General features: G+C 40.6%; 12 protein-coding genes. 4 read left to right on the top strand and 8 right to left on the bottom strand.

Features of this window, described 5'->3' with window-relative positions; genetic code table 11:
• Positions 1–354 precede the first annotated feature (354 nt).
• Positions 355–1494 carry an MGDG synthase family glycosyltransferase gene (locus tag H540_RS29795; RefSeq protein WP_051317124.1) on the top strand — a complete coding sequence of 380 codons (1140 nt, stop codon included), beginning with the start codon at positions 355–357 and terminating at the stop codon, positions 1492–1494.
• A gap of 464 nt (positions 1495–1958) precedes the next feature.
• Positions 1959–2378 (top strand): hypothetical protein, encoded by a 420-nt coding sequence (locus H540_RS0114830; protein WP_028401336.1) that lies wholly within the window; start codon positions 1959–1961, stop codon positions 2376–2378.
• Positions 2379–2683: 305 nt separating this feature from the next.
• Here H540_RS0114830 and H540_RS0114825 read toward each other — a convergent pair whose 3' ends face one another.
• On the bottom strand, positions 2684–3130 hold the full coding sequence (locus tag H540_RS0114825; protein ID WP_028401335.1) for a DUF3920 family protein: 447 nt from the start codon (positions 3128–3130) through the stop codon (positions 2684–2686).
• 305 nt (positions 3131–3435) lie between these two features.
• Between H540_RS0114825 and H540_RS0114820 the strand changes: the two genes are divergently transcribed.
• On the top strand, positions 3436–4329 hold the full coding sequence (locus tag H540_RS0114820) for a YitT family protein (RefSeq protein ID WP_028401334.1): 894 nt from the start codon (positions 3436–3438) through the stop codon (positions 4327–4329).
• Positions 4330–4376: 47 nt separating this feature from the next.
• On the opposite strand, the gene H540_RS0114815 is transcribed toward H540_RS0114820, so the two are convergent.
• Positions 4377–5915: a bifunctional GNAT family N-acetyltransferase/carbon-nitrogen hydrolase family protein gene (locus H540_RS0114815; RefSeq protein ID WP_028401333.1), complete on the bottom strand. Its 1539-nt coding sequence runs from the start codon at positions 5913–5915 to the stop codon at positions 4377–4379.
• A gap of 243 nt (positions 5916–6158) precedes the next feature.
• Positions 6159–9287 (bottom strand): efflux RND transporter permease subunit, encoded by a 3129-nt coding sequence (locus H540_RS0114810; protein WP_034671073.1) that lies wholly within the window; start codon positions 9285–9287, stop codon positions 6159–6161.
• A 623-nt stretch (positions 9288–9910) separates the two neighbouring features.
• On the opposite strand from H540_RS0114810, the gene H540_RS0114800 reads away from it, so the two are divergent.
• Positions 9911–10807, top strand: a complete 897-nt coding sequence (locus H540_RS0114800) for a TetR/AcrR family transcriptional regulator (RefSeq protein ID WP_028401331.1) — start codon at positions 9911–9913, stop codon at positions 10805–10807.
• A 62-nt stretch (positions 10808–10869) separates the two neighbouring features.
• Here the strand turns inward: H540_RS0114800 and H540_RS0114795 are convergent, their stop codons facing one another.
• From H540_RS0114795 to H540_RS0114775, 5 genes are all read right to left on the bottom strand, one after another.
• A complete protein-coding gene (locus tag H540_RS0114795) occupies positions 10870–11508 on the bottom strand; it encodes an NAD(P)-dependent oxidoreductase (protein WP_028401330.1) in 639 nt (212 codons plus the stop codon).
• 80 nt (positions 11509–11588) lie between these two features.
• Positions 11589–12017, bottom strand: a complete 429-nt coding sequence (locus tag H540_RS0114790) for an Rrf2 family transcriptional regulator (protein ID WP_028401329.1) — start codon at positions 12015–12017, stop codon at positions 11589–11591.
• Positions 12018–12431: 414 nt separating this feature from the next.
• Entirely contained in the window at positions 12432–13106 is a 675-nt protein-coding gene (locus H540_RS29790) for a GTP pyrophosphokinase (RefSeq protein ID WP_051317123.1), read from the bottom strand.
• Positions 13107–13268: 162 nt separating this feature from the next.
• Entirely contained in the window at positions 13269–13625 is a 357-nt protein-coding gene (locus H540_RS29785; RefSeq protein WP_034671071.1) for a hypothetical protein, read from the bottom strand.
• A gap of 220 nt (positions 13626–13845) precedes the next feature.
• On the bottom strand, positions 13846–14325 hold a 480-nt coding region (locus tag H540_RS0114775), incomplete at its 5' end, for an alanine:cation symporter family protein (RefSeq protein ID WP_028401328.1).

Here is a 14325-nt window from a genome sequence, read left to right as displayed (position 1 = left end):
TTCTGCACGTCGCCGGATGATCTCTCCCCACTATAAAAAGACGGTTTTTTTATTCACTTGTACATAGCTTGCACGGCTTGACCGTATAAAATGCCATAGCCGCTGTCTATACTTAATAAGAAACGGCCCGGATATAGCGGGACGAAATCTTTTATTTTTAAATCGCTTTACACGTCGTATTGGGTATACCATTTCCTGCCTCTTCCTTTTACAAATCCTCACCTTTATCAGATTACCTATGCCCAATGTAAACAATCTTCAGAAAATCTTAAGATTTTCCTTACATTACCTTTAGCTTTCTTCTTTATAATGGTGCTTGAAACATAAAAATTCGTAGCTTTGGAGGAGAAACAAATGCGAGCGCAACCAAAAGTACTGCTCTTTACAGCCAGCTTTGGGAACGGGCATAATCAAGTATCACACGCATTAAAGCATACGTTTCAAGAGTTAGGCGTTGGTACTGTTGACATTTATGACTTATACGCAGAAGCTTATCCATATTGGAATGAAGCAGCGAAATTTTTATATAAACAATCCTTTACGGTCGGCCCCTCTCTCTACAAGCTGTTCTTTTACGGTATGGATAAGATGTATGGGACAAAAGCCGGAAAGCTGTATTGCCGCCTCGGAGAAAAGAAGCTGGAAACGATTATTCGGGACAAAAATCCGGATATTGTAATTACGACCTTCCCTGTAGGAACTGTACCGGAATGGCGCAGAAGATCGCGAAGAAACTTCCGTATCTATACAGTTGTTACGGATTATTGTCTGCACAGCACTTGGGTGCATCCTGAAATTGACCGGTATTATGTAGCGACGGAAGATGTGAAGCAGAAAATCGTGAAAAACGGCATTTTGCCGGAAGACATTTACGTAAGCGGCATCCCGATTCGCAAAGCGTTTGAAACAGAACGAAATACAGAGTATTTATTGAACAAATACGGCCTGCAGCCGCATGCAAAAAGGCTCCTCATTATGGCAGGCGCACAAGGCGTTGTAAAAAATGTAAAATGGATTGCGGCGAATTTGCTGGAACGAAGCGACATGGAAATTGTGATTGTATGCGGCCGCAACCAGCAGCTTTATAATCAATTAAACAAGCTTAAAAACCAGCATCCTCAGCAACTGAAGCTGTTTGGTTACGTAGAGGATGTGCATGAGTTATATGAACTCGCGGATGCGATGATTACAAAACCCGGGGGCATTACGTTATCAGAAACAATCGCGACAAAACTTCCCACCATTTTATATAAACCCGTGCCGGGACAGGAAAAGGAAAACTCCCTATACTTTTGTAAAATCGGCGCAGCTATCACAGTCCGCGATAAAGAAAGCATCGTAACGGAAACGCTGCACCTCCTGCAGCATGCACAGAAGCTTTCAGAAATGCGCCAAGCACTCGGTCAAGTGCATCGTCAAGAAAGCGCGAAGCAAATTGTATCTGATATTTTGCACTCATTTTCTCAAAATCCAGCTTCCTTTCATTTCGCTTAAATCAAAAGGAGATAGCAAAGCGGCTATCTCCTTTTTCATGAGGACGATATGTTGAAATACTTCAGATTACACCATTGAACTACTCCCACTTTCACTTCGTTTAGAAGTGGGAGATTCCTGCGAACACGAAAAGCCAATTCATCTCCCACCTATTTGTTGGTGCTATGCACCTTCACACAAATTGAGGAAGAAGTCTTCTTGGCTAAAAATGATAAAAACAAAAAGATGGCCATCTTAAATCATTCACATAACCCAGATTATCGGAAGTTATCTAATATCTACGACTTTTTAGGTGCTGAAACTTAATTTCTATCAAAAGAATACACTGTCGAATGATACAATTCATAAATCTAACTTCATATCAAAAATTCATTTAGGATATATAGGTTGTGAATAAGCTTCATATAAGAATAGTTCAGCATACTATTTAAGTATGTATTCAAAGCGAGGAGGTGATTTTTTGCATGTATAATCAGCCAATGTACTCTCCATATATGAATTATAATCAGCAACCACAATATAACTTACAAAATCCTGGTTATGAGTCATTTGATGAAATAAGAGATGTTGATGATGATGAAGTGTATCGACCTGATGATGCTGAGGATGCTCCAACAACACCACCGCCCTCACAAATGCCTGCATTACCAGCAACATTTGCTACTCCTGTACAAACTGGTCAAATTAGGCCGTTGATGTGTAATTGTTTAGGTAGATGGGGACTCTTAGGGTTAAGAATGCCAGGACCTTTTGGAAGAGATTTTTGGTTTTATCCAACTGAAATTAGAAAAAGCGGAGTATCTGGATATATTTGGCGATCAGGACGTCGTCGAAAAGTAAGTTACAGATATTCACAAATAAGAAATTTTATGTGTTTTGCATAGAGCAATTACTAAACAAACTATTTAAAAAGAAGAGGTACATCCTCTTCTTTTTATATCTTCAGATGAAGAAGAAACAATTTATGAGCAGAAATATGGAAAAACATCTATTTAACAATTTTTAATCGTATACATATGGGACGGTGAAGTGAACAAAAAGTCGGATACTTAAAGCAGCAGAAGCTACTCCGTATCCGACCTCAATTTTATGCTGAATCTATAAGTCAGTTATATATAAAATGATTTCATTCTGCAACATTATTTATCTGAATTTTCTATAACACAAAAAGACATAAGCCAAAGTCAGCTTATGCCTTCTTTAAAAGATATTGCGCCATCTTTGCCTTCGCAAACGCCCGCGCATCCTTCTCCACCCACCGCTCTTCATACGGCAGATGCCGTTCCGAATGAAACAGCTGCCGTATGAGACCTTGCTGAAATTGCATATCATGACGAATTTCATGCAGAAGCGTTTCGAGCATTTGCTCATATTCCTCCCATACAAAAATAAAGATAATCTTTTTTTGCTGGTGATAATACCCATGAAGCGGCAGAAGAAATTCCTCCTCTTCCTCTCCAAGCGCCAGCAAAATCGAATTCGCTTCGCACGTATCACAAAAGATGATCGGTACTTCGCATTGTCCGACCAATGTAAACAGCTCTTCTCTCACTGTATGAATACCCCACGGAAACTCCTCATCAAACACATACCAATTCCCTGCCTGCTGTTGAACCTTTGGCAATGGAAGCTGCATGTCACTTCCCCTTTCTTTTTCCTCTCTTCTTATATAGGTGTAATACACACTTATATGTTTTATTACAGTATTCCTCTTTTTTTATAAAAGTAAACTTGTTACAATAGATAAGAAAAACTTATTTGCTTCTCATTAGATCGATAATAAAAATTTCCCATATTCCAAAACCGATATGTACGAATAAATCATTTTATATTTCAGAATTTTTTTAACTTTTCGGATTAAAGAAAAACGGTTGTCAAGTTCAGGAAAAAGTTTTATTCTCTAACTGTATGAAAAAACAAGCTTGGAGATGAAATCATATTATGGCTAGATTAGGCGATGCTGACTACGTACCCGAGACGCCCTTTTTACATGTGGCTGCTTCAAAAACACGGTATATTGAGCTGATTGTACAGCTTACTGTAATTTTGATTGCCTCTGCTTTGTATGCCGTTTCGATGAACATGTTTTTCATTCCTCACAACATGATCAGCGGCGGATTTGCAGGAGTTGGGATGATTATCGGTTACTTGACACATTACGATATTGGGACTTTGATTTTTCTATTAAATCTTCCATTATTCGGTCTCAGCTACAAATACTTGGGGAAGAAAATCACGTTTTTAACAGCCTATTTTATCACGTTTTCTACTATAGCGATGGCGATTGTTCCTGTACAACAGCTCTCACATGATATTCTGTTATCCTCTGTGTTCGGTGGTATATTGTGCGGCGGGGCGACTGGAATCGTTTTCCGATTTGCTGCCTCTACAGGAGGATTTGACGTGATAGGCTTACTCGTAGCAAGATATTGGGATATCTCCATCGGAGCGGTTATTTTTGTGTTTAACTGCTTGCTGCTCATTATTGCGGGCTTTATGTTCGGATGGGATATTACGCTGTATACGTTTATAAGCCGATTTGTAGTCAGTAAAGTGATTGATGGGATTCATACGAAGCACATCAAATTAACCGTAATGATTGTAACGGAAAAAGGAATGGCAGTGAAACAAGCCTTATTAAATCAATGTATTCGCGGAGTCACAATGGTGGATGCAGTCGGTGCATATACTGATCATCAAAAGAAGGTCATTTACACTGTAATTACGCGCTACGAACTTGGTGAAGTGAAACGGCTCGTCCGTCAAGTGGACAGCTATGCGTTTATGAACATCACGGAAACCGTGGAAGTCGTAGGACGATTTAAAAGAATATAAGGAAAAGGGATGTCCTTCTTGTGGCATCCCTTTTGTATTGTTCTGATCTATTTTTTGTATTGAATGGAATATACATCACGTCTTCGATCCTTCAACTGGCGCACTGTTCCCGATTGACGCTGTCTTCGCAAAATCTCCAAGTCTACATCGCCAATGACAACCATTTCAATATTCGCATTGCATTCTCCTACAATGCCGTCACGCGCAAATTCGAAATCAGACGGCGCAAAAATGGCTGATTGCGCATATTGAATGTCCATGTTTTCTGTTTGCGGTAAATTTCCAACCGTACCGGCAATGACTGTATACACTTGATTTTCGACTGCGCGAGCCTGTGCGCAGTATCTGACGCGCAAGTAGCCTTGGCGGTCTTCTGTACAAAACGGCGTAAAGATAATTTTCGCGCCCATTTCAGTGGCAATGCGAGCAAGCTCCGGAAACTCAATGTCATAACAAATTTGAATCGCAATTTTGCCGCAATCCGTATCAAATACCTTTACCTTATCACCTTGACTGATGCCCCACCATTTCCGTTCATTCGGCGTAATATGAATTTTATATTGCTTCTCGATGGTACCGTCTCTGCGGAATAAGTACGCAATGTTATAAACTTTTCCTTCTTCTTCTACAAAGTGAGAACCGCCGATAATATTAACATTGTATTTAACAGCTAAATCCGTAAACAGGTTAATGTAGTCTTCCGTAAATTCTGTGATGCGCTGCACGGCGCGGCTCGGTGATCTCTCCTGCAAAAACGACATAAGCTGTGTGGTGAAAATTTCCGGGAAGACGGCAAAATCAGATCCTGCGTCAGAAGCGACATCTGTATAGTATTCGACCTGTGTCGCGAACTCCTCAAACGAATTGATTTGTTTCATCATGTATTGCACAGCACAAATGCGGACAGGGAATGCTGTTTTATAATAACGCTTCGTATTCGGCTGATAATCTACATTATTCCATTCCATAAGTGTCGCATATTGATTGGATGCTGCGTCATCCGGCAGATAGCCTGGGTTGATGCGCATTAATGTAAAGCCGTTCAATAATTGGAACGAAAGCACCGGGTCATAAATTTTATGGAGCATGACCTGTTCTACATACTCTCTTGGAGACATTTCGTTCGCATATTTATGGTAGTTAGGGATACGTCCGCCGATGATGATACTTTTCAAGTTTAAGCGGCGCGCCAAGTCCTTGCGCGCTTCATACAAACGGTGACCAATTTTCATGCGACGGTAGTCAGGGTGCACCATGACCTCAATGCCGTACATATTATAGCCGTCCTGTTCATGATTTGTAATATAGCCGTTATCTGTAATATCGTCCCATGTATGCCGGTCATCATACTCGTCAAAGTTAATCAGCAAGCTCGAACAAGAACCGATAATTTTCCCCTCGAACTCCGCACAAAACTGACCTTCTTGAAAATGATCCAAATGGCTTTCAAGCTGAGCGTGCGTCCACGGCTCCATTCCCGAGAAGCAGGAAGCCTGCAGCTCGATAATATTATCAATATCCTTATACTCGATGTTGCGAATTATAATCTTCTTTTCATACTTTTTTAAATCCAATTGATCTGACATATAAACGAACTCCTTTTCATCCGCTTCAAAAAGCAAACTGTTCCTATCCTTAATCTTTGCTTCTTGCTTTTTCTTCATGTATTGAATGTATCGTATTATGGGAGTTATGATTTTTTGTTTCTGCGAAGTTTTATACTTGCTTAATTATTTCAAACAAAAACGGCAAGTCGGGCGACTTGCCGTTTTTGTGTTTATCCCGCATTAACGGGTGACCCCCGCTGATGGAAGTTTCACTTTATTCGATTAAGCTGCTGTTCTCTTTCCTTTTCTTCTGTTCTTAAGCTTCGTCAACGTCTCATACACAATTGGTACAATTAGAAGGGTAAGCAGCGTTGAACTTGTTAAGCCGCCGATTACAGTTACCCCTAAACCTTTGGAAATCAATCCGCCGCCCTCCATACCGATTGCTAGTGGAATCAGTGCACCGATTGTCGCAAGGGCTGTCATCAGGATTGGACGTAAGCGTGTAGTTGCTGCCTCCAATATCGCTTCTCTTGTCAGGATGCCTTCTTTTTCTTTTTGAATGACGCGGTCAATTAATACAATTGCGTTCGTCACTACAATACCAATCAGCATCAGCGCCCCTATTAATGCAGAAACACTAATTGTTTCCTTCGCAAGGAACAAGGCAACAAGGCCGCCGATAATGCTAAATGGCAAGGAGAACAAGATTGCAAGCGGAGCCAATCCGCCACCGAATGTTACAACAAGGATAAAATATACAATGGCGATTGCTGCAGCCATCGCAAGTCCCAATTGCATAAATGACTCCTTGATTTGCTCTGTCACGCCGCCAAAATCAACCTTTGCCGTTTTCGGCATATCGAGCTTATCGACTTTCTTTTTCAAATCAGCAGACGCCTTGGACACATCACTTGTTGTAACCTCTGCAGAAACCTGTGCATACATTTTTCCGTCACGTCTTGTGATTGTATTTGATGCTTTGCCAGTTTTCACTTCTACCACATCTTTAATCGGAACTTCCACTCCAAGCGGTGAAGTAATGGATTTAGATGTTAAATCTTCAATGGATTTATAATCTTGCTTTTCTTTTTGTACGTATACATTTACATCTTTGCCGTCTTTTTCAATCTTCGTAAGCACCGGCTTCTGCCCTGCAGTCGTTAAGGACATGCCGATTTGTCCGGCGCTAAGGCCGAGCTTGCTTAATTTTTCTTGGTTGGCAACGAGTGTATACTCATCATATGCTTCTGAAATGCTAGAATTAATATTTGTAAATGTATTGTCCTTCTTCAGAATATTTGTAATGTCGGACACAATCGGCTGGATTTCCTTCAAGGATTCGCCGTACACGTATAACGTAATCGTGTTGTTGCTGCTGCCGCTGCCGCCAAAGTTTTGGTAGCCCCACTCACCCGTATCGGACAGCTTCTGTAAATTCTTCAATACTGTTTCCTTTTCTTTTTCGAAGTTTTTTGTATCGTCTTTATACATGACATAGAACAAGGCTTGATTCGTCGCAGCCGGATTCATCGGATTGCCGCCGCCGACAGAATATTGAATTGTTTTAACATCCTTCTTATCTTGGAAGTACTTCTCAGCTTTCACTGCCATATTTTGCACATCTGCTGTTGTTTCTCCAGGTGCAGGATTGTACGTTGCAACAATCATTTTTTCTTGATTGGAAGCAAGGAAGCTCACACCGATTGAAGGAACTAAGAAGAAGCTTCCGACAAGCAGCAAAATTGCTATTCCGAACGTAAGCAGCTTATGGTTCAAAGACCAATTTAAAGCCCTTTTATAGAACAATGCCAACTTACCCGGTTTTTCCTCATGATTTCCTGTGCCTCTTTTAAATAACGAGTGCGCCATCATCGGTACAATCGTAACCGCTACTAAGAGCGAGGCTAATAAAGCAAATACAATTGTAAGCGCGAACGGCAAGAACATCTCTCCGACAGGTCCCTGAACTACTCCTAGCGGCAAGAACACCGCAATCGTTACAATAGTTGAGGACATAATCGGAATAAACATTTCCCGTGTCGCTTCCCGGATTAAATCTCTTCCTGTCAGCTTCTCGTTTGATAGAGACATTCTTCGATATATGTTTTCAATAACAACGATCGAGTCATCAACAACCCGCCCGATTGCCACTGTCATCGCCCCGATTGTCATAATGTTCAAGGAGATATCCATTTGCTTTAGCACCAACACTGCAATTAGCAGTGATAATGGAATCGATACAATGGAAATGATTGTAGATTTAATATCCCGCAAGAACAATAGGATAATAATGACCGCAAACACGGCACCGATAATCGCTTTGTTCAGCATAGTGCTGACAGATTCTTCAATCGGCTTTCCTTGATCATACATGTTAACGATATCAAGATCCTTATAATCCTTCTTAAAGTTCTTAACTTCTTTCTTCACGCCGTTTACAACGTCGACCGTGTTGTTGTCTGCGCCTTTTACGACTTGAATGCCGATAGACTCTTTGCCGTTTGTTCTGGAAATAGATTCTGCTTTTCCAACTAACTCAAGTGCAGCGACATCCTTGAGCTTCACTGTCGACAATCCTGCTCCTGCAATCCCCGTTTTTGGCTGCTGTGCAGCTGCTTGGCCGCCTAGCTGCATTCCTACTTGGCCTTGACCTTGTTGCTGTCCTGGCGTAACCGGAATTTCTAAGTTTTCTAGTCCTTGAATCGTCCCCACGTTGCCGTTCATCACAACGGACTTTTGTTTCTTGTCGATTGTATATAATCCAAGCGGCATAGAAACGTTCGATCCTTTAATGATGTTTGTTACCGTATCTTCTGTTAAACCGTATTTTTTCAGTTCGTCTTCTTTAAACTTCAGCTGTACCTCTTCCACTTGCTGTCCGGCGATGCTGACAGAAGCGACGCCTTCAACCCCTTCTAAGGAAGGCACAAGCTCTTTTTCCACTAAATCCGTCAATTCTGCGAGCGATTTCTTTTCATCCGACACGCTCAAGCTGATAACCGGAAAGGCGTTGAAGCTGAGGCGGGAGATGTCTGGATCTTTTACACCTTCCGGAAGCTGCAATTTGCCCATTGCCTCTTTTACTTCCGCAACTGCCTTATCCATATCCTTGCTGTAGTTGTATTCTATTTGAACGGAAGAAGCATTCGCAAAGGAGGTGGAGCTCACAACGTCGACTCCTTGTAAATTCTTCACCCTTTGTTCAATAGGCTTTGTTACTTTATCAGCTACTTCGTCCGGTGTCGCCCCAGGATAAATTGTAGTGATTGTGACAAGCGGAGTATTGATATTCGGTAATGTCTCCAGCTTCATGTTTGTCCCGGCGTACAGACCGGCAATCGTGACAATAATCGTAAGCAGCCAAACGGCCAGCTTATTTTTCAACGCAAAATTAATGACTCCTTTCAACACTTTCCCTCCCAATGACTTATTGGTTAAATAAAATATGACTGGTTGGTCACTCTACTTTTGTACTATATATAAAACTTCTGAAAAATGCAATGAATAAATATGAATTTAGGAAAGTTTTATAAATCCTATATGTATATAAAACTGAATAAAAAAATCATCTTTTTATAGTGGGGCGAGAGCATCCGGCGACGTGCAGAAGCGGTCAAACCCTTGTAGTAGCCCATGCAAGGGTAACCAGAGAGAGGAAGTAAGTGCCCAGGCCGTTTTGTTCGAAATAGCAAATGAAAACGTCGAAATTATAATTCATTTATATATAGTATTACTTTGATTTATGTACTTATGTCGTGTTTTCAAGAATGGAGCAATATGATAAAATACAATTGACCTAATAGTCATAAAATGAAATACCGATAGTTCAATTCTTTCATTTACTCTTAATAAAGGATGCGAAAAAATGGTATTATACGGAGAGGACAGCAGAAAAAGATTTATCGAATCTTTAGTGAAACAGGGGGTAAGGGCGGAATTGACGAAGCCCCGCTCCCAATTATCCATATACAAGCAAGAATACTCTTGTTCCGCGAAACAACTATTCAAAACAGATGGCGAGGTGAAACAACATGAATGAACGCAGACAAAAAATTATTGAAGAAGCGGCAAAGCTTCTTGCGCAAAAGGGCTATCATGCCACTTCCATCCAAGATATTGTCGAACAGAGTGGAATGTCGAAAGGATCGTTTTATAACTATTTTCAATCGAAGGATGAACTCATTCTTTCTATTTTCAAGCACCAACAAGAAGAAATGATGGAAAGAATGTTTGCAATTGAGCAAAACGAGCTGCTGAATTCAAAAGAGGTGTTCATGGAGCAAATCAAAGTAAACCTTGAGAATTTGTATGCTCATAAAAAATTCATCCATATGCAAATGACGGATATGGCATTGCAGAAAAATGAGGCCATTTATCACTTCTTGTTCAAGATGCGGGCTCACTATTTAAACTGGCTGTGCAAACGATTGACAGAGGTATACGGGACAGGCATTTCCAAATATGCCTTGGACTGCGCCACTATCCTTACAGGCATGATTAAGGAATATTTCTTCTATATCATAATCGATCGAAAAGAAATTGAACTGGAGCAGATTGTTCCTTTTATTTTCCGCCGCTTGGACGCAATTGTTTCCAGTTTTTCAGAGGATGAAGAGCCGTTGCTCGATGAAAAATTGATGAAGGAGTTCATTCACTTTCACGAGATGGAAAAAGAAGCGCATCAAAAGCACATGCTTTGCCTGATTAGGCATATAAACAGAAAAATCGGTTTGCTGGAGCTCGATAAAAAACTATCAGAAAAAATGCTTTCCTCCCTCCATGCTTTTGAACAGGAATTTTTTCATCATGATGAAAAACCGCGGGAATACATAGCTGAGGGGCTGTTGCTGTATTTAAAGAAGCAAGGTATCCCGGAACTAGAGAAGGAGCTCGACCAGCTCGCTGCTACAGCGAAGATGTATTTTTGAACGACAGCGGAAATATAAAAGAACCTGCGTGAAAAAATTTCACGCAGGTTCTTTTAATCTTATTAGTAAGCGACAGTAAAACGGCGGCGGCTGAAGGTATGGTTTTCCACTTCATCCAGTAATGCAACTGCATAATCTTCAGCGGAAATGCGGCTTTCTCCTTGCTCGTTCACCAACAATTGATCCGTGCCGATACGATATTGACCAGTTCGTTCACCCGGTGCAATAAAACCAGCCGGACTTAGATTTGTCCAGTCCAATTCTTTTTCCTCTAGGTAAACCGCTAACGCATCACGGTGCGCCAAAGCTACTGCTTTGTATGCTTCCGGAAAATCAGGCGTATCCACAAGCTGCAAACCAGGCGCAACCTCTAAGCTGCCTGCACCGCCAACCGCAAGCAAACGCTGAGCATCGGAACGCTTGACGCTAGCAATTAAAGTACGTGTTGCCTCCACAAGCATTTGCGGTGTTTCAAAAGCCGGACCATATGCGCTGATTACAACATCATGCCCTGTTGCAGTTTTAACAATGCTGTCTTCATTAAAGATATCCCCTGTTGCAACAGTAAGGTTCTCATGTTTTTCCAAAACTTTAGAAGCATCACGAACCACAGCCGTTACTTCATATCCGCGGGACAGAGCCTCCTTTAAAATACGTTGACCAATTGTACCTGTAGCACCAAACAATGCGATTTTTTTCATTCTAATCTTCCTCTCTTTTTTTGTTTTGTTGTAACCATTAAAGTTACAACTCAGTTAAAAAAATTGAACGATGCATCTCATCATTCAATTTTTTGTATTAAATCTGTTACTACCTCTTCCATCGTAATGTCAGCAAGAACTTGCTCCATCGCGGACTGCGCCCGCTTGAGAACCCATTCCAAAACAGATTCGATATTGCGGCCGACCGGACATTGCGGATTCGGCCGGTCATGAAATTGGAAGAGCTCTCCCTCCTCCACGACATCAACAGCACGATATACATCAAGCAATGTAATATCTTGTAAAGACTTCAGCAAATATGCGCCGCCTGTTCCGGCTTTTACACCTACCAAGCCTGCCTTTTTCAGCTTTCCGAGAATCCGCCGAATTACGACTGGATTTGTATTCACACTTCCCGCAATCCATTCTGAAGTACAGGATGTATTTCTATCAACCTTAATAAGAGATAAAATGTGAACCGCAACAGTGAAACGACTGCTGATTTTCATCAGGATCACCTCTCGATGTAATCATTATAGTTACAACAAAAATGAATGTCAAGGGATAGATTTCCCTCTTTTTGTTGTTTCATTCTTCATTTGCTGTCTATTTGTTTTTTCTAATTTGCTAAAACGAACGTCGCTTCAATCCGCCTTGGACTGACTTATCATCGTATGCTTTGCTATTTGTACAAGGCAACAGTTGAAGTGACGTTTTACTATATGTCCCTTTTCAGCTACAAGGGATACAGTGCTTTCCATTCCTTTTTTGAAATTCATGATGCGACGTCACAAAAAAGAAAAAAACAGCATGCTTAGAAAAAACACAGGGGCGATCGTCTAAAAGGCTTTGATCGCTACTACACGCAGCAGGTCCTCACCCACCAAAAAAGAATAAGCACGGATTCCCGTGCTCAGCTTTTCTCATATTAAAAGCAGAGGGGACTGTATTTCTTCTCGCCCAGGAATACCCTCGTCTTGCTTAAATTGCTCCATTTCATCCTTAATTCGTTTCATTTTTTCATCCAGATACTTGACCGTCTCGGCAGCTTCCTTCAATTGATCCGTCAAGTGTGCCGGAACGGTTTTGTCAAACTTATAGTAAATCTTGTGCTCTAGACTCGCCCAAAAATCCATGGCGACAGTTCGGATTTGAATCTCCACCTTTACATGTTCAGTGCGATCAGATAGAAATACAGGCACTTGTGCGATAAGGTGCAAACTTTGATACCCGTTTGGTTTTGGACTTTGAATATAATCCTTCACCTGCAGCACGCGAATATCATCTTGTTTCCTGAGGATTTCATAAATTTTATAAATATCAGAAACAAATGAACACATCACGCGGACACCCGCAATGTCGTGAATATGCTCATGCGCGTTTTCTACCGTAACTTGGAGCCCTTTTCGCTCCAACTTCTGCTTAATGCTTTCGGGACTCTTGATTCTTGATTTAATATGCTCAATCGGATTGTGCTGATGCACGAATTGAAATTCCTCATTCAAAATCGTCAGCTTCGTATCAATTTCATCTAAAGCAAATTTATAAATAAATAAGAAGTTTGTCCATTCCGTAATTCTTTCTTGCATTGTCTGCATATATGTCTCACCTTTTCTTCTGTTTTGCGATGACACAGTTATTCTATCACAGCAATATGAATTCGGTATGAACTTCATTTGAACAGTTTATGACAACATTGTAAGGATATACAAGTGTTTTGTAGCTCCAAGGTTCACGCGAGACAAATAAAAAAGCGCCAATTATTCAGCACCTTTTTGAAACATTTTATAACGATTCAATTCTCTTTTAATTCTGCTCTTCAATGCTACTATATGATTCCTTGGTTCCCTGTATTCTTTTTGCGTACTTTTCAAGTCGCTTTCTGCTTTCTCTAGTTCTTTTTTTAATGGCTGAACGCGAATTTCTAAGAAGCGGTCTACATCCTCGTTCACTGCGAATTTAGCTGCTGCTTCTGTTGCAATTTCCACCTTTGCTGTTAATATGTCTACTTTTCGCTGCAGTTCTGCTTCTTTTTCATTCATTATCTGAATTTCATTTTCTAGATCCTGATGCCATTTTTGCATCTCTTCTATAATATATTCTTTCATAACAATCACCGCCAATCCCCTCCAATTATCTCTACTATTCAACAACTCACAGCTTTTTCCTGCAAATCAGAATGACTGTTAAATGAATATGCGAGATTAAAAAAATAATAGAGAATCCTTAGAAGCTGAATAAAAGTCTCAATAAAGATCGGTTTTCGGTTCTGGTTTAAAAATATTTTTTACCAAACAAAAAGATGTTCAGATCCATATGTCTGAACATCTTTTTTTATTACATGATGTTTTTCTTTTTTAAAGTGGCAGCATCTTGAGAGTGCTCCCAACATTCAAGATTTTCAAGACCTTTAATGCTGTCTTTATAAAAAACAGGATCTTGACCAGCTTTTTTCTGTTTCGTGTAATCCTGTAATGCAGCAAAGGCTATTTTTGATAGCAATGTAATAGCAATCAAGTTTACGATAACCATAAGGCCCATAAATAAATCCGCTAAATCCCATACAAGCTGGACCTTTGCAACCGCACCGAATGCAATCATGACGAACGCGCCTGCTCGGTATAGTATCACCCATACTTTACTTTTGAGCAAAAACCGAACGTTCGTTTCTCCATAATAATAGTTACCAATTAACGTACCGAATCCAAATAGGAAAATAAAGATAGCAAGACAGCCTGATGCCCAAGAACCGATGTGTTCACTTAATGCTGCTTGTGTAAGTGCAATACCACTTAGCCCTGGTTGTTTGTAAGCATC

The organism is Ectobacillus panaciterrae DSM 19096 (assembly GCF_000430785.1).
GTDB classification, from domain to species: domain Bacteria; phylum Bacillota; class Bacilli; order Bacillales; family Bacillaceae_G; genus Ectobacillus; species Ectobacillus panaciterrae.
This window is presented reverse-complemented; position numbering and strand designations above follow the sequence as displayed.

Excerpts from the sequence above, each read along its gene's own strand:
- H540_RS29795 (WP_051317124.1), top strand. The coding sequence starts at position 355 with ATGCGAGCGCAACCAAAAGTACTGCTCTTTACAGCCAGCTTTGGGAAC.
- H540_RS0114830 (WP_028401336.1), top strand. The coding sequence starts at position 1,959 with ATGTATAATCAGCCAATGTACTCTCCATATATGAATTATAATCAGCAA.
- H540_RS0114825 (WP_028401335.1), bottom strand. The coding sequence starts at position 3,130 with ATGCAGCTTCCATTGCCAAAGGTTCAACAGCAGGCAGGGAATTGGTAT.
- H540_RS0114820 (WP_028401334.1), top strand. The coding sequence starts at position 3,436 with ATGGCTAGATTAGGCGATGCTGACTACGTACCCGAGACGCCCTTTTTA.
- H540_RS0114815 (WP_028401333.1), bottom strand. The coding sequence starts at position 5,915 with ATGTCAGATCAATTGGATTTAAAAAAGTATGAAAAGAAGATTATAATT.
- H540_RS0114800 (WP_028401331.1), top strand. The coding sequence starts at position 9,911 with ATGAATGAACGCAGACAAAAAATTATTGAAGAAGCGGCAAAGCTTCTT.
- H540_RS0114795 (WP_028401330.1), bottom strand. The coding sequence starts at position 11,508 with ATGAAAAAAATCGCATTGTTTGGTGCTACAGGTACAATTGGTCAACGT.
- H540_RS0114790 (WP_028401329.1), bottom strand. The coding sequence starts at position 12,017 with ATGAAAATCAGCAGTCGTTTCACTGTTGCGGTTCACATTTTATCTCTT.
- H540_RS29790 (WP_051317123.1), bottom strand. The coding sequence starts at position 13,106 with ATGCAGACAATGCAAGAAAGAATTACGGAATGGACAAACTTCTTATTT.